The sequence below is a fragment of the Streptomyces sp. NPDC056486 genome, from assembly GCF_042795295.1.
GTDB lineage: Bacteria > Actinomycetota > Actinomycetes > Streptomycetales > Streptomycetaceae > Streptomyces.
Genome location: NZ_JBHTSF010000051.1, coordinates 1 through 21,723, shown reverse-complemented (window position 1 = coordinate 21,723; position 21,723 = coordinate 1). Strand labels below are relative to the sequence as shown.

Annotated in this window: 14 protein-coding genes; 10 read left to right on the top strand and 4 right to left on the bottom strand. The window is 70.9% G+C overall.

What is annotated here, in order from left to right; translation table 11 throughout:
* Positions 1-90: 90 nt before the first annotated feature.
* The 3 genes from ACFQ7F_RS21345 to ACFQ7F_RS21335 form a co-directional block, all read right to left on the bottom strand.
* Positions 91-1,656, bottom strand: a complete 1,566-nt coding sequence (locus ACFQ7F_RS21345) for an alpha/beta hydrolase (protein WP_383272635.1) — start codon at positions 1,654-1,656, stop codon at positions 91-93.
* A gap of 88 nt (positions 1,657-1,744) precedes the next feature.
* Positions 1,745-3,298, bottom strand: coding sequence for an alpha/beta hydrolase (locus ACFQ7F_RS21340; RefSeq protein WP_383272633.1), 1,554 nt, complete (start codon positions 3,296-3,298; stop codon positions 1,745-1,747).
* A 147-nt stretch (positions 3,299-3,445) separates the two neighbouring features.
* Positions 3,446-6,301: a lysylphosphatidylglycerol synthase domain-containing protein gene (locus tag ACFQ7F_RS21335; RefSeq protein WP_383272631.1), complete on the bottom strand. Its 2,856-nt coding sequence runs from the start codon at positions 6,299-6,301 to the stop codon at positions 3,446-3,448.
* A 152-nt stretch (positions 6,302-6,453) separates the two neighbouring features.
* Here ACFQ7F_RS21335 and ACFQ7F_RS21330 point away from each other — a divergent pair, with 152 nt between their 5' ends.
* From ACFQ7F_RS21330 to nudC, 6 genes are all read left to right on the top strand, one after another.
* Complete coding sequence (locus ACFQ7F_RS21330) at positions 6,454-6,918, top strand: MGMT family protein (protein ID WP_383272629.1); 465 nt, start codon at positions 6,454-6,456, stop codon at positions 6,916-6,918.
* A gap of 167 nt (positions 6,919-7,085) precedes the next feature.
* Positions 7,086-10,580 (top strand): ATP-dependent helicase, encoded by a 3,495-nt coding sequence (locus ACFQ7F_RS21325; protein WP_383272627.1) that lies wholly within the window; start codon positions 7,086-7,088, stop codon positions 10,578-10,580.
* Between the two features lie 143 nt (positions 10,581-10,723).
* Entirely contained in the window at positions 10,724-11,428 is a 705-nt protein-coding gene (locus tag ACFQ7F_RS21320) for a hypothetical protein (RefSeq protein WP_383272625.1), read from the top strand.
* Positions 11,429-11,534: 106 nt separating this feature from the next.
* The gene (locus tag ACFQ7F_RS21315; protein ID WP_383272623.1) at positions 11,535-15,146 is read left to right on the top strand and encodes an ATP-dependent helicase; all 3,612 of its coding nucleotides are present in this window, start codon (positions 11,535-11,537) and stop codon (positions 15,144-15,146) included.
* A 10-nt stretch (positions 15,147-15,156) separates the two neighbouring features.
* Positions 15,157-16,578, top strand: a complete 1,422-nt coding sequence (locus ACFQ7F_RS21310) for a dipeptidase (protein WP_383272621.1) — start codon at positions 15,157-15,159, stop codon at positions 16,576-16,578.
* A 58-nt stretch (positions 16,579-16,636) separates the two neighbouring features.
* Positions 16,637-17,584 carry an NAD(+) diphosphatase gene (gene nudC / locus ACFQ7F_RS21305; RefSeq protein WP_383272619.1) on the top strand — a complete coding sequence of 316 codons (948 nt, stop codon included), beginning with the start codon at positions 16,637-16,639 and terminating at the stop codon, positions 17,582-17,584.
* 87 nt (positions 17,585-17,671) lie between these two features.
* Here the strand turns inward: nudC and ACFQ7F_RS21300 are convergent, their stop codons facing one another.
* Complete coding sequence (locus ACFQ7F_RS21300) at positions 17,672-17,926, bottom strand: glutaredoxin domain-containing protein (RefSeq protein WP_361181665.1); 255 nt, start codon at positions 17,924-17,926, stop codon at positions 17,672-17,674.
* 45 nt (positions 17,927-17,971) lie between these two features.
* On the opposite strand from ACFQ7F_RS21300, the gene ACFQ7F_RS21295 reads away from it, so the two are divergent.
* The 4 genes from ACFQ7F_RS21295 (at position 17,972) to ACFQ7F_RS21280 (ending at position 21,694) form a co-directional block, all read left to right on the top strand.
* Positions 17,972-20,290 (top strand): ATP-dependent DNA helicase UvrD2, encoded by a 2,319-nt coding sequence (locus ACFQ7F_RS21295; protein ID WP_383272696.1) that lies wholly within the window; start codon positions 17,972-17,974, stop codon positions 20,288-20,290.
* Positions 20,291-20,451: 161 nt separating this feature from the next.
* Positions 20,452-20,835, top strand: a complete 384-nt coding sequence (locus ACFQ7F_RS21290) for a hypothetical protein (RefSeq protein ID WP_383272617.1) — start codon at positions 20,452-20,454, stop codon at positions 20,833-20,835.
* 167 nt (positions 20,836-21,002) lie between these two features.
* The gene (locus tag ACFQ7F_RS21285) at positions 21,003-21,374 is read left to right on the top strand and encodes a WhiB family transcriptional regulator (protein WP_344522157.1); all 372 of its coding nucleotides are present in this window, start codon (positions 21,003-21,005) and stop codon (positions 21,372-21,374) included.
* Positions 21,371-21,694 (top strand): hypothetical protein, encoded by a 324-nt coding sequence (locus ACFQ7F_RS21280; RefSeq protein WP_383272615.1) that lies wholly within the window; start codon positions 21,371-21,373, stop codon positions 21,692-21,694. Before ACFQ7F_RS21285 ends, ACFQ7F_RS21280 begins: the two co-directional genes overlap by 4 nt.
* Positions 21,695-21,723 lie beyond the last annotated feature (29 nt).

Here is a 21,723-nt window from a genome sequence, read left to right as displayed (position 1 = left end):
CGGGCCCCATCTGTCTGGCGGCTCGTTCTGGGCCGGGCTCAATGCGTCGCCTTGACGGCTCGTCCTCAAACGCCGGACGGGCCGGAATGCTCAGGTTTCGCAGATCTTGCCGTCCTGTGGGGCTTTCCCCTCCAGCAGGTAGTCGTTGATGGTGCTGTCCACACAGTCGCTGCCGCTGCCGTACGCCCCGTGGCCCTCGCCCTTCCAGGTCAGTTCGACGCCGACACCCCTGCCGAGCTCGTCCGCCATCTTGCGGGCGCCTTCGTAGGGCGTCGCCGGGTCTCCCGTGTTGCCGACGACCAGGACCGGAGCCGCGCCGGGGGCGCTCACGTCGGGAGAGTCGTGCAGCCCGGCCACCGGCCAGTCATGGCACCAGCCGGCCGTGTCCCAGCCCATGTACTCCCCGAAGACCGGCGAAATCTCACGGAACTCGCTCAGCCGGTCCTTGGCCTCAGCGGGCGTCGTACGCGCCTTGTCGTCGAGGCAGGAGATCGAGCGCTGCGAGTGGCTCTGCGTGCTGTAACGGCCGGACGGAGAGCGCTCGTTGTAGGCGTCGGCCAGCTGAAGCAGTGCCGAGCCATCACCCTTCTCGGCCTGTTCGAGGCCGCGGGTCAGGGCGGGCCAGCTCTGCTTGCTGTACAGGGTGACCGTGATGCCGGTGGTCGCCAGGGACTGGGTGAGCTTCCGGCCGTCCGAACCCGGCAGCGGGTTGGCGTCGAGGCGCTTGAGAAGGCGCACTATCTTCTGCGAGCCCGCCTCGGGGTCCTGGCCCGAGGACTTCAGATAGTTCTCCAGGGCGCGCTGGAAGCCCCGCGCCTGGTTCTTCGCGTGACCCACCGAGTCCGCGCTCGGGTCGACGACGGCGTCCAGGGTGAGGCGTCCCACCTTCTTGGGGAACAAGTGCGCGTAGACGCCGCCCAGTTCGGTGCCGTACGAGATGCCCATGTAGTGCAGCTTCTCGTCGCCGAGCACCTGGCGCATCACGTCCATGTCCTGGGCGGCCTCGGCCGTCGAGACATGGCCGAGGAGCTTGCCCGCGTCGCGCGCGCAGCCCGCGCCGAAGTCGGCCGCGTCCTTGAAGTACGCCGCTTCCTCGGCCGGAGTGTCCGGAGTGAGGTCCACGGACTCCGCGGCCTGCGTCTTCTTGTCGCTGCGGCAGCGCACACCCTCGCTGCCGTCGACCCCGCGCGGGTCGAAGCTCACCAGGTCGTAGCGCTCACGCAGCTTCTCGTACCCGTCGGCGAACGACGGCAGCATGGAGACGCCGGAGCCGCCGGGCCCGCCGAAGTTGAACAGGAGCGAGCCGATGCGCTCGCCCTTGCCGGTGGACCTGGCGCGGATCAGTGCGACGTCGATCGTCTCGCCGTCCGGCTTCTTGTAGTCCAAGGGGACTTTGAGGGTCGAGCACTGCCACTCGGAGCCGGGTGCGGGGTCGCCGCCGGTCGCCTTGCAGCCGCCCCAGTCGAGCTTCTGGCCGGTGAGCGAGGCGGGCAGGGTGGAGGAGGGGTCGGGCCTTGGCGACTGTTCGGGACCGGTCGGCGCGGGTTTCCCGTCGTCGTTGCCCCCGTCCCCGTCGGGACCGCCGCAGCCGACGGCTAGACCCGCCACCAGAATTCCTGCGGCGGCCAGAGCTGCTGACCGTACGAGACGCGGCATGGAGCGGTTCCCCCCTCGTAAGACAATCAGGCCATAGTAGGTGGGGTTCCTTACGATGATTCGGGCGGGCCGAACGGCCTCCTGCCCGTCATGAACAGACCGTGCCTTCCTTCGGCACCGTGCCGTCGAGCAGATAGCCGTTCACCGCGTTCCGCACGCACTTGTTCTTGCTGTCGTACGCCCCGTGCCCCTGGCCCTTGTACGTCAGCTCGACGCCGACTCCCTTGCCCAGCGCGTCCGCCATCTTCTTCGCGCCCTCGTACGGCGTGGCCGGGTCGCCCGTGTTGCCGATGACGACGACGGGCGGCGCGTCCGGCGCGCTGACGTCCGGGTGGTCGGCGGCGCCGTCCACCGCCCAGTCGGTGCAGCCGACCATGCCCCACGCCAGATAGTCGCCGAACAGCGGCGACGCCTCACGGAACTCGGGGAGCTTCTTCTCGACGTACTCCGGCGTGTAGCGCGCCTTGTCGTCCGCACAGTTGATGGAGATGTTGGCGGCCTGGATATTGCTGTACGTACCGTCCTCGTTGCGGCCGTTCATGGAGTCGGAGAGCGCCATCAGGATCTTGCCGTCGCCGTCGTACGCCTGGTCGAGGCCCTCGGTGAGATACGGCCAGAAGTCCTTGGAGTACAGGGCCTGGGCGATGCCGTTCGTGGCGGCGGTCTGCGTCAACTCGCGCGCCGACTGGGTCGGCAGCGGCTTTGCGTCCAGGTTCTTGAGCAGACCCGCGATCTTGTCCTTGACGTTCTGCTCGGTGTCTCCGACAGGGCAGTCCTCGACCTTCGACGTGCAGTCCTTGGCGTAGTTGTCGAGCGCGAGCTGGAAGCCCTCGGCCTGACCGAGCGAGCCCTGTTCGGCCGTCTCGGTGGGGTCGACGACCGCGTCGAAGACGGCACGGCCCACCTTCTTGGGGAACAAGTGCGCGTAGACGCCGCCGAGTTCCGTGCCGTAGGAGATGCCGAAGTAGTGCAGCTTGTCGTCGCCGAGCACCTGGCGCATCAGGTCCATGTCGCGGGCCGCGTCGGTGGTGGTGACGTGGGGGAGCACCTCGCCGGAGTTCTTCTCGCAGGCTCCGTTGAAGCTCTTCACGTTGTCGACGAGCTTCTTCTGCTCGGCGTCGTCGTCGGGGGTGGAGTCCTCCTGGAAGTACGCGTCGAGCTTCTTGTCGTTCTCGCACTTCACGCCCGCGCTGCGGCCGACTCCGCGGGGGTCGAAGCTCACCAGGTCGTAGCGGGTGCGCAGCTTGGCGTAGTCCTCGCCGAAGGCGGGCAGCGTGGTGACGCCCGAGCCGCCGGGCCCGCCGAAGTTGAAGACGAGCGATCCGATCCGCCGGTCCTTCTCGCCGCTCGCCGCGGCGCGGATCAGGGCGATGTCGACGGTGTCTCCCTTGGGCTTGTCCCAGTCGAGGGGGGCCTTCATGCTGGCGCACTGCCACTTCGCGCCGCCGGGCAGCGGGGACGGGGCCTCACCGCCCCCTTCGGACGAGTCGGGCGCGGGGCAGTCCTTCCAGCTGAGCTCCTGGGCCGACAGGTCCGTGTCCTTGGAGGCCTCGGAGTCCTTGGTGTCGTCACCGCCGCAGGCCGCGAGAGTTGCGGACAGCAGGACGACGGTGGCGGCGGCACGCGCCTTGAGGTTGGGCATGCTTCCCATCCTGCGGGGGGCGCAGACGGGGCGCATGGCTGGCTCGGCCTTCCGTGAAGCCGGCTCGGCCTTCCGTGAACAGGCGTCCTTCTGTAGAAGAAGGCACGTCCCTCAGATCCCGGTGATCCCCCAGATCCCCCAGATCCCTCAGAGAAGGCCCTTCCTTGTCAGGTGGTTGAAGAACAGCCATCCCGGGAGCACCGGCAGCCACAGCGTGAGCAGTCGGAACAGCAGTACCGCGGGCGCCGCCACGTCCTTGGGCACGCCCACCGCGATCAGACCGAAGGTGAGCGTCGCCTCGACCGCCCCGACACCGCCGGGCGTGGGCGCCGCCGAGCCGAGCGCGTTGCCGGCGAGGAAGACCACGGCGACGCTGGCCAGGGTCAGCGGCTTCATCTCCGTAGTACTGAAGGCGCGTACCGAAGCGTCGAGACAGAGCACGAACATGAGCGTCAGGAGCAGCATGCCGCCGATGCCGGTGAGCAGCTTCTGCGGGCGCTGCAGCACGTCGAGCATGCGCGGCACGACGCCCGCGAACAGCGACCGCACGCGCGTGACGACGAACTTCCGCAGGAACGGGATCGCGGTCACCACGAGCACGAGCACCGCGACCGAGAGAAGACCGGCGATGACGGTGCGGGACGGCGACAGGGACGGTGTCTTCTCCGTACCGGTCACATAACCGAAGATCATCAGCAGCATGATGTGCGAGCCGAGCCCGAACAGCTGCGAGGCGCCGACGCTCGCCACCGCGAGGCCGGAACGGACCCCGGAGCGCTGCAGGAAGCGCGTGTTGAGCGCGACGCCGCCCACCGCGGCCGGTGCCACGATCTTCACGAACGACCCGGCGACCTGTGCCTGGACCGCCCGCAGGAACGGCACACGCTCCGGCACGAAGCCGAGCAGGCTCATCGCCGCCGCGAAGTAGCTCAGCGCCGAGCAGGCCACGGCCACGAGGACCCAGCCCCACTCGGCCTCGCCGACGATCGTGTTGAAGTCGACGTGGGTGAGCTGGGAGAGCAGGAAGTACGCGCCGATGGCACCCGCGATGAAGCTGATCAGCGTGCGCGGCCTGATCCGCTCCAGCTGCGCGGGCTCGACGGGCGCCTGCGGGCGGATGAGCAGCACCTGGTGGCGGATCTGGGTGAGCAGATCCTCCTCGCGGGCCTGGTCGAGCGCCACGTCTATCGCCTGCTTCTCGGCCTGCTTCTCCGCGCGCACGGTCTTGCGGTCGGGACCCTTGGTGCCGTCTGCGGTCTCCGCGGCTTGAGCCGCCGCGTCGGCGTCCGCCTCTGCCGCTCGGGCCAGCTTGTCCTGGCGGGACGCCTCTAGCACCGCTTCGCGCTCGCGCTGGGACCGCTCCCTGGCCAGCTTGCGCAGGGTCGCGCGGGTGGAGCGGGTCAGGGCGATGGGCTGGAGCAGTGGCAGACAGTCGGCGACCGTGTCGGGGCCGAGCACGTCGAGGGCGGTCGCGACCGCGCGCTCGGCGCCCACGCGAAGACCGAAGGCGGTCAGGAGCTGGGCGACGTCCATCCGCAGGACCAGGTCACCGGCGGCGATCTCACCGCCCCGCAGATCGGTCAGGATCACCGTGCCGGAACGATCCACCAAAATCGCGTCACCGGCGAGCCTGCGGTGCGCGATCCGCCGCGACTGGAGCGCCTGCACCTGCCGCCAGGTGTCGCACAGCAGTTCATCGGTGATGACGTCATCAGGCAGGGAGTCCAGGGTGCGGCCGCCCGTGTGCTCGTAGACGAGCATCACCGCGTCGGGGCCGAGCTCGGAGGTGGCGATCAGCTTGGGCGCGTTGGCACCGGCCGCGATCGCCGCGTAGGCGAGGAGGGCCTCCTGCTCCAGGGCCTGGCGCAGCGACTGCAGGCTGCGGCGCTGGGTGATGCCGCGCAGCGTGAGTCTGCGCCATACGCGGTAGAAGAAGCCCTGCGCCTGCTGCTCGCGGTCGATGACCGTGACGTCCAGGGGCGGGCCGTCCTCCAGGGTGACGAAGTAGCGGCGGCCCCGGTCGCCGTGCTCGCTGTCCGGGGACTCCTCGCGGGCCGCGCTGACGGGGTGGAAGCCGACGTGCCGAAGGCCTGCGAGCAGCGTCTGTCCCGTGGGCCGGACGTTCGGTGAGCCGACCGCGTAGAGCGTTCCGTAGGCCACGCTCCAGCCGAGCAGGACCGTCAGGAGGATCGAGAACGGCGTCGTGTAGCCGGTGACCAGCATGGTGAAGGCGTCGAGCAGCAGCACCACCCACAGCACCACGCGCCAGCGCGGTCTGCGGGACATCCCGACGGCTGTCATATAGGCGATGACGGGGGCCAGATAGCCGTGCACGGGATCGGTGAGCGCGTGCAGATCGCCGGGGGACGGCCGGGTCAGCGCCTCCTGGATGGAGCCCGGGGCGGCCTTGGCGACCCAGAGGTCGGTGGCGAGCGTCACGCCGTGCGCGAGGACGGCCGCGAGGACGCCGTCGGCGATGCGCAGACCGTCCCGTTTGACCAGGCGCTCGATGGCGAACGCGACGGGGACGAGCAGGACGCCGATGCTCGCGGTGAGGCCCGCGAACTTGATCAGGAGGTCGGGCGCCTGGTCCGTGCCCTTGTCGATGTCCTGGGCGAGCCCCGACGTCGTGCCGTGCGCGAACGCGGCGATGGCGAGGACCACGATGATCCCGAGGACGCCGACGAGCAGCCGCATCAGGTCCGACGGACGGTGCACGCGCGCGGCGAGCAGCGGTTCGTCACCGGCCACGCGGTCGGTGTGCGCTCCCTCGCTCTCGGCGCAGTCGTCGGCGTGGTCGTCGAGGCGCTCGTCGAGGTGCTCGTCGGGAACGAAGTCGGTGTGTGTGCCTTCCTCGGCCTCGTACGTGTCCTGCTCGGACTTCTCGTTCTTCGTCAGGGAGTGCCCACCGGTGTCCGGGTGCGTCTCGGCCGCAGGGGTGCCCGCCGTCTCATCGGGGTGCACATCCTGCTGCTCCGTCGCCTCTTCTTGATCTCGTATCACCAGTCACCGCCCGCACGATGGTGGCATGCCCCACCGACAGAGGGGGGCATCAGGGTGCAATGCGGGGGCGCAAAGTATTCACCGCGCTTCAGTTTGTCTCCTGCCGCACACTCTGTCGCGGGCTCGTCACGGTGTCGGTGGGGTACGGCAGGATGGTCCGGATGAGCGAGGAGAACGGACCGGAGCAGGAGCTCTCGAGGTACCCGGAATACGCGGAGCGGGTCTTCGAGGTCGCGGAGCTGATCCCTCCGGGGCGGGTGATGACGTACGGGGACGTCGCCGAGTGGCTCGAGGAGGGCGGCCCCCGACAGGTCGGCCGGGTGATGGCCCTCTATGGGGACGCGGTTCCATGGTGGCGCGTGGTGCGCGCGGACGGTCGGCTGCTGCCGGGCCACGAGCTGCGGGCGCTCGGCCACTACCGCGACGAGGGCACGCCGCTGCGTGCGGCGGGCCGCGCGTCCGAGGGCCACGTGCCGCGTCTCGACATGCGGCGGGCGCGCTGGGACGGCGCCGCCGCGCGGGAGGGCGGCGGCGCGGCGGGTGGCGGCGACGCGAGTGGCGACGCGGCGGGAAGCGGCGGTGCCGCTCACCCGCGGGCTCCGGGGGCTCACACCTGACAGCTTCGGCCATCCCGGGGCGTCGCGGGGGGCCGGTGGCCCGTACGGGGGAAGCCACGCGTCCCGCACGCCCGCTGGCGTAGCGTCGACAGCACGCATTTCTCTCACCCCGCAGCCATCGAGCAGCCGACTTTCGACCCGTACACCCACCAGGACCGGCGACCCACGTGAGCTCCACTTCTTCCGCCCGGCACACCCGGCACCCGTCGCACCTTCAGGTACGACAGGGGTCCCAGGGTGCCTATCGGCTGGTGCGTACTCCGCCGGTCCACGTGGCTCCCCCTCGTCTTGACGCACGACAGCGTGCGGTGGTTGACCACCCCGGAGGGCCGCTCCTCGTCCTGGCGGGGCCGGGCACGGGCAAGACGACGACGCTCGTGGAGTCCGTCGCCGCCCGGATCGCGAAGGGCACGGAGCCGGAGCGGGTCCTTGTCCTGACCTTCAGCCGCAAGGCCGCGGTGGAACTGCGCGACCGCATGGCGCTGCGCATGGGCGCGGCCAACGCCCCGCAGGCGACGACCTTCCACTCCTTCTGTTACGCCCTCATCCGCGCCCACCAGGACGCGGATCTGTTCGTCGAGCCGCTCCGGCTCCTCTCGGGCCCCGAGCAGGACGTGGCCGTACGGGAGCTTCTGGCGGGCCAGATCGACCTGGCGGGCGAGGGGCGCTCCCACGTCCGCTGGCCGGACGAGCTGCGGGCCTGCCTGACGACGCGGGGCTTCGCCGACGAAGTGCGCGCGGTGCTCGCCCGGAGCCGTGAACTCGGCCTCGGCCCCGACGCCCTGAACGCCTTCGCCCGCCGCGCGGGGCGCCCGGACTGGGGTGCGGCGGCGGCGTTCCTCGCGGAGTACCTGGACGTGCTCGACATGCAAGGAGTGCTCGACTACGCGGAACTCGTGCACCGCGCGGTGCTGCTCGCGCGGCGCCCCGAGGTCGCGCGGGCGCTCGGCGCGCAGTACGACGCGGTGTTCGTGGACGAGTACCAGGACACGGATCCGGCACAGGTGCGGCTGCTTGACGCGCTGGCCGGGGGCGGGCGCTCCCTCGTCGCGTTCGGCGACCCCGATCAGTCGATCTACACCTTCCGGGGCGCCGACGTGAACGGCATCCTGGAGTTCCCTTCCGAATTCCCGCGCGCGGACGGCACTTCGGCGCCGGTCGAGGTCCTGACGACCTCCCGCAGGTCCGGATCCACTCTCCTCGCGGCCACGCGCCTGCTCACCCGGCGGATGCCGCTGACCAGGCTGCCCGCGGAGAAGGTGCGGGCCCACCGGGAGCTCACCGCGGTCCGGGACGGCGGCCGCGTCGAGGCGTACACCTATCCGACGTCCGGCGCCGAGCTCGACAACATCGCGGACATCCTGCGCCGCGCGCACCTGGAGGACGGCGTCCCCTGGAACGAGATGGCGGTACTGGTCCGCGCGGGAGCCCACACGATCCCCGCGGTCCGCCGCAGCCTCACCGCGGCCGGCGTCCCCCTGGACATAGACGGCGACGACATCGCCCTGCGCCACGAACCGGCGGTCACGCCTCTGCTGACGGCGCTGCGGGCGGTGGCGGCGGCGGTGGTGTCGCAGGGTTCGCCTTTTGGGGGCGGGGGTGGGGCTGACGCCGGGCTTGGGGCTGGGGCTGGGGCTGGGGCCGTAGCAGGAGTTGGGGCTGATTCTGACGCTGAGCCCGGAGCCGATGCCGACCCTGAGCCCGGCCCCGTTTCCGATGCCGACCCTGAGCCCGGCCCCGTTTCCGGGGGCGAGCCCGCGTCCGACCCCGAAGCCACCGCCGTCCCCACCTGGCTCGACACCGAGACCGCTCTGACGCTTCTCACATCGCCTCTCGCCGGGATGGACGCCGCAGACCTCCGTCGGCTCGGCCGGGCGCTTCGTGCGGAGGAGCGTGCCGCGGGGAACCATCTTCCGGCCCCCTCGGACGAGCTCCTTGCCCGCGCGCTCGCCGAACCGGAGCGGCTCGTCGCGCACGACCCCGCGTACGCCCGTGGCGCCCAGCGGCTCGGCGCGCTGCTCCGTAAGGCCCGTGAACGTCTCGCGGTCGGCGGCACCGCGGAGGAGGCGCTCTGGGAGCTGTGGGACGGCACACCGTGGCCGCGGCGCCTCGAGCGGACCGCACGCCGCGGCGGCGCCGCAGGGCGCAACGCGGACCGCGATCTCGACGCGGTCTGCGCCCTGTTCGCGTACGCCTCCCGCGCAGAGGAACGCACCGGAGGGCGCGGCGCCCTCAACTTCATCGAGGAGACCGAGGCGCAGGACATCGCCGCGGACACCCTCACGCGCAGGGCGGTACGCCCCGACGCCGTACGCCTGATGACGGCGCACCGTTCCAAGGGCCTCGAGTGGCGGCTCGTGGTGGTCGCGGGGGTCCAGGAAGGCCTCTGGCCGGACCTGCGCCGGCGCGGCTCCCTCCTGGAGGCCGACCGCATCGGAAGCGACGGCCTCGCCGAGCCCCTCACCCCCGGAGCGCTCCTCTCCGAAGAGCGCCGGTTGTTCTACGTGGCCGCCACGCGCGCGCGAGAACGCCTCGTCGTGACCGCAGTCAAGGCGCCCGCGGACGACGGCGACCAGCCGTCCCGCTTCCTCACCGAACTCGGCGTGGAGCCCAAGGACGTCACCGGGCGCCCGCGCCGCCCCCTGTCCGTCTCCGCGCTCGTCGCCGAGCTGCGCTCCACCACCGTCGACCCCCGGGTCTCGGAGCCCCTGCGCGAGGCAGCCGCCCACCGTCTGGCCCGGCTCGCCGCGCTGAGCGATGCCGATGGGCGCCCCCTGGTGCCGTCCGCGCACCCGTACCGCTGGTGGGGCATGTACGAGCCGACGGCGAGCGAGGTCCCTCTGAGAGATCGCGACAAGCCCGTCGTCCTCTCCGGAAGCGCCCTGGACCAGCTGGCCAACACCTGCTCCCTGCAGTGGTTCCTGGGCCGCGAGGTGAAGGCGGACGCCCCCGCGACCGCCGCCCAGGGCTTCGGCAACGTGGTGCACGTCCTGGCCGACGAGGTCGCGTCCGGCAGGACCCCCGCCGACCTCGCCGTGCTCATGGAGCGCCTCGACTCGGTCTGGGATGCGCTGGCCTTCGACGCCCCCTGGAAGTCGTCGCAGGAGAAGGAGCACGCGCGCGTGGCGCTCGAACGCTTCCTCCAGTGGCATGTGACGGACCGCGCGACCCGCACCCCCGTCAGCAGCGAGCACGACTTCGACGTGACCCTCGAAGCGGGACCCTACGAAGTACGCGTGCGCGGCTCCATGGACCGCGTCGAGCAGGACGCACAGGGCCGCGCCTATGTGGTCGACTTCAAGACGGGCAAACAGACCCCCACCGCCGCCGAAGTGGCCCGCCACCCACAGCTCGCCGTCTACCAGCTCGCCCTGCGCGAAGGCGCGGTCGACGACGCCTTCGAAGGCGTACGTCCGGAGGCGGGCGGCGCCGAACTGGTGCAGCTGCGCCAGGGCGCCGCCAAGAAGGACGGCGGTGAGACCCTGCCCAAGGTGCAGGCCCAGGAGCCGCTCTCCGGGGAGTGGGTGGGCGACCTCCTCGCCACCGCGGCCGGCAAGGTCCTGGACGAGCGCTTCTCACCCACCACAGGCCAGCACTGCACGCACTGCGCCTTCCGCGCCTCGTGCAGCGCACGGCCGGAGGGCCGACAGGTGGTGGAGTGACACCCATAAGGTCACCAAAGGACACCAAAGGGCAGCAAAGGACGCCAGTGGCCAACGTCACCTCTCCGCGCCCACGCACATAGCAGCCGCACAGGCCATCTAAGGTCGCGGCAAAGCTCAACGTCTTTCGAGGAGAAACACACATGGCAGCCAACCGGAAGCTCCTGGCCGCGGCAGTCGTCTGCGCCGCCGCAGTCGTCGGCGTCACGGGCTGCAGCAGCGACGGCGACAACGACCCCTTCAAGGGGAAGAGTGCCGACCAGATCGCCAAGAAGGCCATCAACGCCTCCAAGGGAGCGGGTTCCTTCAAGGTCACCGGCAAGGGCGAGCAGCAGGGCAAGCCGATGCAGGTCGACTTCGCCGTCGCCAAGTCCGACGACTGCCAGGGGAAGACGGGCTCCCCGTCCACCGGCATGGGCGAGATCCTCGTGTCCGGCAAGTCGTCGTACTTCAAGGGCGACGACAAGTTCTGGAAGAGCACGGGCAGCTCCGCCCTGGGCGCCAAGCTCAAGGGCCGCTGGATGAAGTCGCCGCAGGGCCAGACGGCCAAGACCTGCGACAGGGACCAGATGTTCGAGTCCAAGGGGCTCAAGGGTCTCGAGCGCGGGGACGACGCCGAGATCGACGGCAAGAAGACGGCTGTCCTCACCAAGAAGGACGGCGGGCAGACCGTCACGTACCACGTGGCTCTGGACGGAAAGCCGTACTTCCTGGAGATCGACAAGAAGGGCGGCAACGACCCCGTCAAGCTGAACTTCAGCGACTACGGCAAGCCCGTCGTCGTCAAGGCTCCGGCGGCCGATGAGGTCGTCGAGCAGGACGACCTGAAGAAGCTGATGGGCTCCTGACCGTCCGGTCCGAGACCTGATGGGCCCTTGGCTGTCAGGTCCCGGCAGTGGCCCCTGACGGCCGGGCACGCCCCGGTTGTCAGTGGTCGCCGCTAGCCTCTCTGACGTGCCACCTCGTATCACCGACCCCGAGCAGCTCAAAGAGCTCCTCGGTATCCCGTTCACCCCGGAGCAGACGGCCTGCATCACCGCGCCGCCCGCCCCGCAGGTGATCGTGGCCGGAGCCGGGTCGGGCAAGACGACGGTGATGGCGGCCCGCGTGGTCTGGCTGGTCGGCACCGGCCAGGTCGCACCCGAGCAGGTCCTCGGCCTGACGTTCACGAACAAGGCGGCGGGCGAACTCGCCGAGCGCGTCCGGCAGGCGCTCATCAAGGCCGGGGTCACCGACCCCGAGGCACTCGACCCGGACAACCCCCCGGGCGAACCGGTCATCTCCACGTACCACGCCTTCGCGGGCCGCCTCCTGACCGACCACGGCCTGCGCATAGGGCTCGAACCCACCGCCCGGCTGCTCGCCGACGCCACCCGCTTCCAGCTCGCCGCGCGCGTGCTGCGCGAGGCGCCAGGGCCGTATCCCGCGCTGACCCGCTCCTTCCCCGACCTCGTCAGCGACCTCCTCGCGCTCGACAGCGAGCTCGCGGAGCACCTCGTACGGCCCGACAGGCTCCGCGCGTACGACACCGAACTGCTGCACACCCTGGAGGGCGCCAAGCTCTCCAACGCGGACCTGCGCAAGGTGCCGGAGACGGCGGCGGCCCGGCTCGAACTCGGCGAGCTCGTCGGCCGCTACAGGGAGGCGAAGCGCGCCCGCGACCTCCTCGACTTCGGCGACCAGATCGCCCTCTCCGCGACGCTGGCCGACGCCCGCGCGGAGGTCGGCGAGATTCTGCGCGAGGAGTTCCGCGTCGTCCTGCTCGACGAGTATCAGGACACGTCGGTGGCCCAGCGCATCCTCCTGGCAGGCCTCTTCGGAGGCGGCACGGGCCACCCCGTGACGGCGGTCGGCGACCCCTGCCAGGCGATCTACGGCTGGCGCGGCGCCTCCGTGGCGAACCTGGACGACTTCCCCGAGCACTTCGCACACACCGACGGGCGCCCCGCGGCCCGCCACTCGCTCAGCGAGAACCGCCGCTCAGGCGGCCGGCTCCTGGATCTCGCGAACGGCCTCGCGGAGCCGCTGCGCGCGATGCACGCGGGCGTGGAGGCCCTGCGCCCAGCACCCGGCGCCGAGCGCGACGGCATGGTGCGCTGCGCCCTGCTGCGTACGCACACCGAGGAGATCGACTGGATCGCCGACTCCATCGCGCACCTCGTGCGCACCGGAAAGGCCCCCGGCGAGATCGCGGTCCTGTGCCGCACGGCGACGGACTTCGCGCAGATCCAGGGGGCGCTTGTCGCCCGCGACGTCCCCGTGGAGGTCGTCGGCCTCTCCGGGCTTCTGCACCTCCCGGAGGTCGCCGATCTCGTCGCCGTCTGCGAGGTGCTCCAGGACCCGGGCGCGAACGCCTCCCTGGTGCGCCTGTTGACCGGCCCGCGCTGGCGCATCGGCCCGCGCGATCTCGCCCTCCTGGGCCGCCGCGCACGCCTTCTCGTACGGCACGGGCACGCGGCCTCCGACGACCCGGACCGGCGGCTCGCCGAAGCGGTCGAGGGGGTCGACCCGGCCGAGGTGATATCGCTCGCGGACGCGCTCGACACGTTCCTGGAGACGCCTCTGGACGAGGGCACACAGGACGACGGGCTGCCCTTCTCGCCGGAGGCGAGGGTGCGGTTCGCCCGCCTCGCCGTCGAGCTGCGCGACCTGCGCCGCTCCCTTGCCGACCCGCTGATGGACGTGCTGCACCGAGTGCTGGCCGTCACGGGGCTCGAGGTCGAGCTCTCCGCGTCACCGCACGCCCTCGCGGCCCGCCGCCGCGAGACGCTGTCGAACTTCCTTGACGTCGCCGCGTCCTTCGCCGCGAACGACAGCGGGGCGAGCCTGCTTGCGTTCCTCGCCTTCCTGCGGACCGCGGCGCAGTACGAGAAGGGTCTGGACAACGCCCTGCCCGGCGGCGAGAACACCGTCAAGGTGCTCACCGCGCACAAGTCCAAGGGCCTGGAGTGGGACGTCGTGGCCGTCCCCGGCCTGGTCACCGGGACGTTCCCCAGCACCCAGGGCCGCGAGAAGTGGACGGCGCAGGGCAAGGTCGTCCCGCACGCGCTGCGCGGGGACGCGGCGACCCTGCCCGACATCGAGGCGTGGGACTCCCGGTCCATGAAGGCGTTCCACGAGGACATGAAGGACCACCAGCGCACCGAGGAGCTCCGCCTCGGCTACGTGACGTTCACCCGCCCCCGTTCGCTCCTCCTGGGCTCCGGCCACTGGTGGGGCCCTTCGCAGAAGAAGCCGCGCGGCCCCTCGGACTTCCTCAAGGCGCTGTACGACCACTGTGCGGTCGGCCACGGGGAGATCGAGGCCTGGGCGGACGAGCCGGAGGAGGGCGAGGAGAACCCCGCCCTGGCGGACGCCGCGGCCGAGCACGCGTGGCCGCTCCCGCTGGACGACGTGTCCCTGGCCCGCCGCCGGGCCGCCGCGCAGACGGTCCTCACGCATCTGGACAGCCTGACGGGGGACACGGGGGACACAGGGGAGACGAGGGAGGGGGCTCCGGGCGGCGACGCCCGCTCGCACGAAGAGCCCCACCCGTCGGCGTACGACGACGTGCCCCCGTCCGACGACCCGGACTGGCCGCCCCCTCCGGAGGACGAAGAGCCTCCCTACGGAGAGGTGCCCTACGGAGCCGGAGAGCCGTCCTACGAAGAGCCTCCCTACGAAGAGGCCGAGTCGCCCGACGCTGACCCCGGGGAGTGGGACTCCTGGACACCGGCCCGCCCGGCGATCCCGCACCAGGTCGCCGCCCCGCCCTCCGCGACCGCCCGCCCGCACCCCGCCGACGCCCCTGCCGACGCCGCCCCTGAGGAGCCCCGCCTCACCCCGGAGGAGTCCCGCACGCTCGCCTCCTGGGACCGCGACCTGGACGCCCTCACCGGCGAACTCCTGCGCGCCCGAGAGGCGATCAGGGACATTCCCGTACCGGCATCGCTCACCGCGTCCGAAGTGCTGCGCCTTGCCGCCGACCCGGAGGGCTTCGCGCAGGATCTCGCACGCCCCATGCCACGCCCGCCGCAGCCCGCGGCCCGCCGGGGCACCCGTTTCCACGCCTGGATCGAGACCCGCTTCGAAGAGCTGCGCCTCCCGCTGCTCGGCCCCGAAGACCTGCCGGGCGGCGCCCCCGGCGAGGCCGAGATCGCCGATGAACGCGATCTGGACGCGCTCAAGGAAGCCTTCGAGCGCACCGAGTACGCCCACCGCACCCCCCACCGCGTCGAGGTCCCCTTCCAGCTGACGCTCGCGGGCCGCGTGGTCCGGGGCCGGATCGACGCGGTCTACAAGGAGGTCGACGGCGACGACGTGACGTACGAGATCGTCGACTGGAAGACCAGCCGCACCCGCACCGCAGACCCCCTCCAGCTCGCCGTCTACCGCCTGGCCTGGGCCGAGCTGCACGACGTGCCCCCGGAGTCCGTGCAGGCGTCGTTCCTGTACGTGCGCAGCGGTGAGATCTCCCGCCCCGCGCACCTGCCGGGCCGGGCTGATCTTGAGCGGATTCTCCTGGAGGAACCGGGCGGGCGTCCGGGTGATGAACCGGCGGACGAGTCGGCTCCCGGGGGCGGCTAGGCTCGTGACCATGAGCCAGTCCGTTGACAGCGACGTCAGTGGCGGCAGCGCCGTCCGTACGTTCATCCAGACCCACCGTGCAGCCTTCCTCGACGATCTCGCCGAGTGGCTGCGCATCCCGTCCGTGTCGGCACAGCCCGATCACGCACAGGACGTGCGGCGCAGCGCGGACTGGCTCGCGGCCCAGCTCAAGGAGACCGGCTTCCCGTCCGTCGAGGTCTGGGGAACGGCGGGCGCTCCCGCCGTCTTCGCCGAGTGGCCGTCGGGCGACCCGCAGGCCCCCACGATCCTCGTCTACGGCCACCACGACGTGCAGCCCGCGGCCCGTGAGGACGGCTGGCACACCGACCCCTTCGAGCCGGTCATCCAGGGAAACCGTCTCTACGCGCGCGGGGCAGCCGACGACAAGGGCCAGGTGTTCTTCCACACACTCGGCGTCCGTGCCCACCTCGCCGCCACCGGCCGCACCGCCCCCGCGGTGAACCTGAAGCTCCTGATCGAGGGCGAGGAGGAGTCGGGCTCCCCGCACTTCCGCGCGCTGATCGAGGAGCACAAGGAGCGCATCGCGGCCGACGCCGTGATCGTCTCGGACACCGGCATGTGGGCGGAGGACACCCCCACGGTCTGTACCGGCATGCGCGGTCTCGCCGACTGCGAGATCGAGCTGCGCGGACCCGACCAGGACATCCACTCGGGCTCCTTCGGCGGCGCGGTACCGAACCCGGCGACCGAGGCTGCCCGCCTGGTCGCCGCGCTGCACGACGAGCACGCGCGCGTGGCCGTCCCCGGCTTCTACGAAGGCATCACCGAACTCACCGACCGCGAGCGCGAACTCTTCGCCGAGCTGCCCTTCGACGAGGAGAGCTGGCTGCGTACGGCCAAGTCGCACGCGACCCACGGAGAAGCGGGCCACTCCACCCTGGAGCGCATCTGGGCCCGTCCCACCGCCGAGGTCAACGGCATCGGCGGCGGCTACCAAGGACCGGGCGGCAAGACGATCGTCCCGTCGTCCGCCTTCCTGAAGCTCTCCTTCCGCCTCGTCGCCGGCCAGGACCCGGACCGCGTCGAAGAGGCCGTGCGCACCTGGGTCGCCGACCAACTGCCGAACGGAATCAGCCACACGATCACCTTCGGCTCCGCCACCCGCCCGTGCCTGACGCCGCTCGACCACCCCGCCCTGCAGTCAGTCGTACGGGCGATGGGCCAGGCCTTCGAACAGCCGATCCGCTTCACCCGAGAGGGCGGTTCGGGACCGGCGGCCGATCTCCAGGACGTACTGACCGCCCCCGTGCTCTTCCTGGGCATCTCCGTGCCGTCCGACGGCTGGCACGCGCCGAACGAGAAGGTCGAACTCGATCTGCTCCTCAAGGGAGTCGAGACGACGGCCCACCTGTGGGGCGATCTCGCCGAGAACTGGCGCGACGCACACTGAGCCCCGCCTTGTTGACCTTGCCGCACCACCCATTCCTTCGGGGGAGTTGGAAGCACCTGTGACCACCTGGACCGAACGCGCCGCTGACCGTCCCGTCTCGCTCACCGCACCGAGCGGCATCGATCGCGCAGCCCACCACCGCCTCGACGAGGCCTGGCTCGCCGCCGCCTGGAGCCACCCCACGACACGGGTCTTCGTGGTCTCCGGCGGCCAGGTACTCATCGACGAGACACCGGACGGCAGCACCGAACTGGTGATGACCCCGTCCTTCGAAGCGCCCCTCACCGAGGCCCACCGCTACTTCCTGGGCACGGACGACGACGGCGTCAGCTACTTCGCGCTGCAGAAGGACTCCCTGCCGGGCCGCATGGACCAGCAGGCGCGCCCCGCGGGCCTGCGCGAGGCGGGCCTCCTCCTGTCGCCCCGTGACGCGGGCCTGATGGTGCATGCCGTCGCCCTGGAGAACTGGCAGCGCCTGCACCGGTTCTGCTCGCGCTGCGGCGAACGCACCGTCATCGCGGCGGCAGGACACATCCGCCGCTGCCAGGCGTGCGGCGCCGAGCACTACCCGCGTACGGACCCGGCCGTGATCATGGCGGTCACGGACGACGAGGACCGCATCCTGCTCGGCCGCCAGGTGCACTGGCCCGAGGGCCGCTTCTCGACCCTCGCGGGCTTCGTCGAGCCCGGTGAGTCCATCGAGCAGTCCGTGCGCCGCGAGGTCTGGGAGGAGGCGGGCGTGACGGTCGGCGCCGTCGAGTACGTCGCCAGCCAGCCCTGGCCGTTCCCCTCCAGCCTCATGCTGGGCTTCATGGCGTCGGCGACCTCTTCGGAGATCAACGTCGACGGCGAGGAGATCGAGGAGGCCCGCTGGTTCTCCCGGGATGACCTGCGGGCGGCATTCGAGTCCGGAGAGGTCCTGCCGCCCTTCGGGATCTCGATCGCAGCCCGACTGATCGAGCTCTGGTACGGAAAGCCGCTGCCGAGGCCGGGCACCGTCGGCTGAGTCCCTGCCCCGGACGCCGTCAGACGCGCGTACGCAGAAGACCCCCGCACCGTGAGGAGCGGGGGTCTTTCCGGCGGAGCGGGAGACTCAGGCGGCGATGGCCTGCTTCACCTGGGCGAGGCTCGGGTTCGTCATCACGGACTCGGTGCCCGCGTCGGAGATGACCAGCAGCGTCGGGACCGTCTGGTTCCCGCCGTTCGCCTTCTCCACAAAGGCCGCGGAATCCGGGTCGTGCTCAATGTTGATCTCGTTGTACGTGATGCCCTCGCGGTCCATCTGGCCCTTGAGCCGGCGGCAGTAGCCGCACCACGTGGTGCTGTACATCGTCACAGTGCCCGGCATGTGTCTCGCGCTCCTTTGTCGCTCGGGGTGCGTCATCGCAATGACCTGAACGTACGTGACCCGGCCACCATTCCCGCATTAGTACGACTGCACGGGCCTCCCTGTGGACAACGGGCTCACGCGTCTCCGGCGACCTGGCAGCATGGCGGGGTGACAGCAGCAACGCACTCCACCCTCTTCCCGCAGGTCCCGGACTCTGCCGACGCGGTGCTCGCCGGGCTCGACCCCGAGCAGCGCGAGGTGGCAACCGCCCTGCACGGACCGGTGTGTGTCCTGGCGGGCGCCGGTACGGGCAAGACACGGGCGATCACCCACCGGATCGCCTATGGCGTGCGCGCCGGGATCCTCCAGCCCGCCAGCGTGCTCGCGGTCACGTTCACCAACCGCGCGGCGGGCGAGATGCGCGGGCGCCTGCGCCAGCTGGGCGCCTCCGGGGTCCAGGCCCGCACGTTCCACTCCGCCGCCCTGCGCCAGCTCCAGTTCTTCTGGCCGAAAGCAGTCGGTGGCCAGCTGCCCCGGATCGTCGACCGCAAGATCAAACTCGTGGCGGACGCGGCGGCCGCCTCCCGCATCCGCCTAGACCGCAATGAACTGCGCGACGTGACCAGCGAGATCGAATGGTCCAAGGTCACCCAGACCGTCCCGGCTGACTACGCGGCAGCCGCGGCGAAATCGGGCCGCCTCATCCCCCGGGACGCGGCGGAGATCGCCCAGATCTACGGCGCGTACGAGGACCTCAAGCGCGACCGCTCCGTCATCGACTTCGAGGACGTCCTGCTCCTGGCCGTCGGCATCCTCCAGGACCGGCACGACATCGCCGACCAGGTCCGCGCCCAGTACCAACACTTCGTGGTCGACGAATATCAGGACGTCAGCCCGCTCCAACAGCGTCTCCTGGAGCTGTGGCTCGGCGACCGCGACAGCCTCTGCGTCGTCGGCGACGCCAGCCAGACGATCTACTCCTTCACCGGCGCGACCCCCGACCACCTGCTGAACTTCCGCACCCGCCACCCCGGAGCGACGGTCGTCAAGCTCGTCAGGGACTACCGCTCGACGCCCCAGGTCGTCCACCTCGCCAACGGCCTGCTCTCCCAGGCCCGAGGCCGCGCCGCGGACCACCGCCTCGAACTGATCTCCCAGCGCGACGCCGGGGCCGAGCCGATCTACACGGAGTACGCGGACGAGCCCGCCGAGGCCGAAGGCGCCGCCCGCCGCATCCGGGCCCTCATCGCCGACGGCGTCCCGGCGAGCGAGATCGCGGTCCTCTTCCGCACGAACTCCCAGTCCGAGATCTACGAACAGGCGCTCGCCGACGCCAATGTGCCGTATCAGCTGCGCGGCGCCGAGCGGTTCTTCGAGCGCACCGAGGTCCGGGAGGCGGGTGCGGCCCTGCGCGGCGCGGCACGCTTCGGGGGCAACGACTCCCTGCTCGACGACGTCGTCGACCTGCCCTCGCAGGTGCGTGCCGTCCTTTCCACGAAGGGCTGGACGACACAGCCCCCGGCGGGCTCCGGCGCGGCCCGCGACCGCTGGGAGTCCCTGGCGGCCCTGGTGCGCCTCGCCGAGGACTTCGCCCGGGCCAAGTCCGACGCGACGCTCTCCGACCTCGTGGGGGAGCTCGACGAGCGCGCGAGCGCCCAGCACGCGCCGACCGTCCAGGGCGTCACGCTCGCCTCGCTGCACGCCGCCAAGGGCCTGGAGTGGGACGCCGTCTTCCTGGTCGGCCTCGCCGAGGGAATGATGCCGATCACGTACGCCAAGACGGACGAGCAGGTCGAGGAGGAGCGCCGCCTCCTGTACGTGGGGGTCACCCGGGCCCGCCTCCACCTCTCCCTGTCCTGGGCGCTGTCCCGCTCACCGGGCGGGCGCGCTGGACGCCGCCCCAGCCGCTTCCTGGACGGACTGCGCCCCGGCTCGGGAGCGGGCACCGGAGCGCGCGCCGCGGCCGGCGGTCCCGGTGGTGTCGAGCGCGGCCACGGCAGCGGGGGCGAGGAGAGCGGCGGCGCCAGGAGCCGCCGACGGACGGGCAGGTCCCCGGCCCGGTGCCGCGTCTGCGGGCGGTCCCTGACCGACGCGGGCGAGATGAAGCTCATGCGGTGCGAGGACTGCCCGTCCGACATGGACGAGGGGCTCTACGAACGGCTGCGGGAGTGGCGATCGGGCCAGGCGCAGCAGCTGGGACAGCCCGCGTACTGCGTGTTCACGGACAAAACCTTGATCGCCATCGCGGAGGCCGCGCCCGACGAGGAGGGCGAGTTGGCCCGGATCCCCGGCGTCGGCGTGCGCAAGCTCAACCGCTATGGATCTGATGTCCTCGCCATTTGCGCAGGTGGAGAGCCTGTAAGGGGCGCCGAGGGCAACTGATTCAAACTCGTCGAAAAAATAGTTTGCGCATGCGCAAGGAAGACCCATAGGTTCTTAAGCACGGGAACGGCGGCTTCTCCGAAGCCCTCGCCCCGTGCTGTACTTAATAGCCCGCAGGATCGGTCCGCCGATCCCATAGACGCCGAGAGGAGGCGATTCCAGTGATCAGCATCAACGAGAGCTTCATCAGCACCGTGAAAATGACCGATCGCTCGGTCGTCGCTTCCTGCCTGCTCGGCTTCTCGAACCTGGGCACCGGTCTGTCCGGTGGCATCGCTGCCGCCGCGATTCGTCCGGAGTCCTCTGTCCTGCCTCTGTCCCTCCCGCGTCGCACCGCTCTCAACGTGCTCCCGATGCGTGAGGTCAATGAGGGCAGCGAGCGAGCGACCAAGGCACCGGCAGCAGTAGCGACAGGACAGGCCAAGGCTTATGCCTTTGCCGCAGCCGGTGCCGGATCCAAGAAGCAGACGACACAGCAGCAGACGCAGCAGCACCACACGATGTGGGCCTTCCGTGGGCTCGAACCCTGGAGTGATCCAGTCTGATCCTCGATCAGACCGGCGCCTTCAGGGCCGCGGAACCCCACCCGGGATCCGCGGCCCTTCTGTTTTCCCCAAAACGGGATGACGGAGCGAAGGGGCCGAGCAAGACCCGGTACCAGCCGCCAACCGGCCGACCCAGGCCGGCACGACCAGACGAGGAAAACACCACCGTGCAACTCGAAGCGCACGCCCCGTCCGTACCGCCTTCAGAGACTCTCCCCCCGCCCGCTCCCACGGAGGACCCGACCTTGACTCCCCTCACCGCGCTCACCGCGCTCGACGACGCCATCGAGAACCTCGGCGTACCCGTCCCCTGTCGTGCCTACGACCCGGAGGTCTTCTTCGCCGAGTCGCCGGCGGACGTCGAGTACGCCAAGTCCCTCTGCCGTACCTGCCCGCTGATGGAGGCCTGCCTGGCCGGCGCCAAGGAGCGGCGCGAGCCGTGGGGCGTCTGGGGCGGCGAGCTCTTCGTCCAGGGTGTCGTCGTTGCCCGCAAGCGGCCCCGTGGCCGTCCGCGCAAGAACCCGGTTGTTGCCGCATGAACGCCGCCGGAACGATCGATCGCCCCCTGACGCACGACCCCAAGAAGCAGGCCCCGATGAAGGCAGCCACCGCCGAGCCCGCAGGCTCCGCCACCCACGACTTCTCCACCACCGGCGCGAACGACTCGCGTCAGAACAGGACCCGCGAGATGCAACTCATCCCAGAAGCCTTGGCTCGTGCGCATATGCACGAACGCATGCTGGAAGCCGAGGCCCAGCGCCCGGCCGCCCGTCTGATGGCGGCTCGCCGGATGCAGCGCCGCGCCGAGCGCGCGTCGCTGCGCGCCAAGCGCGCGCTCGCCATTGCCGTCATGCAGTGACGAGCCGACACACTGCCTGAGCTTCACCA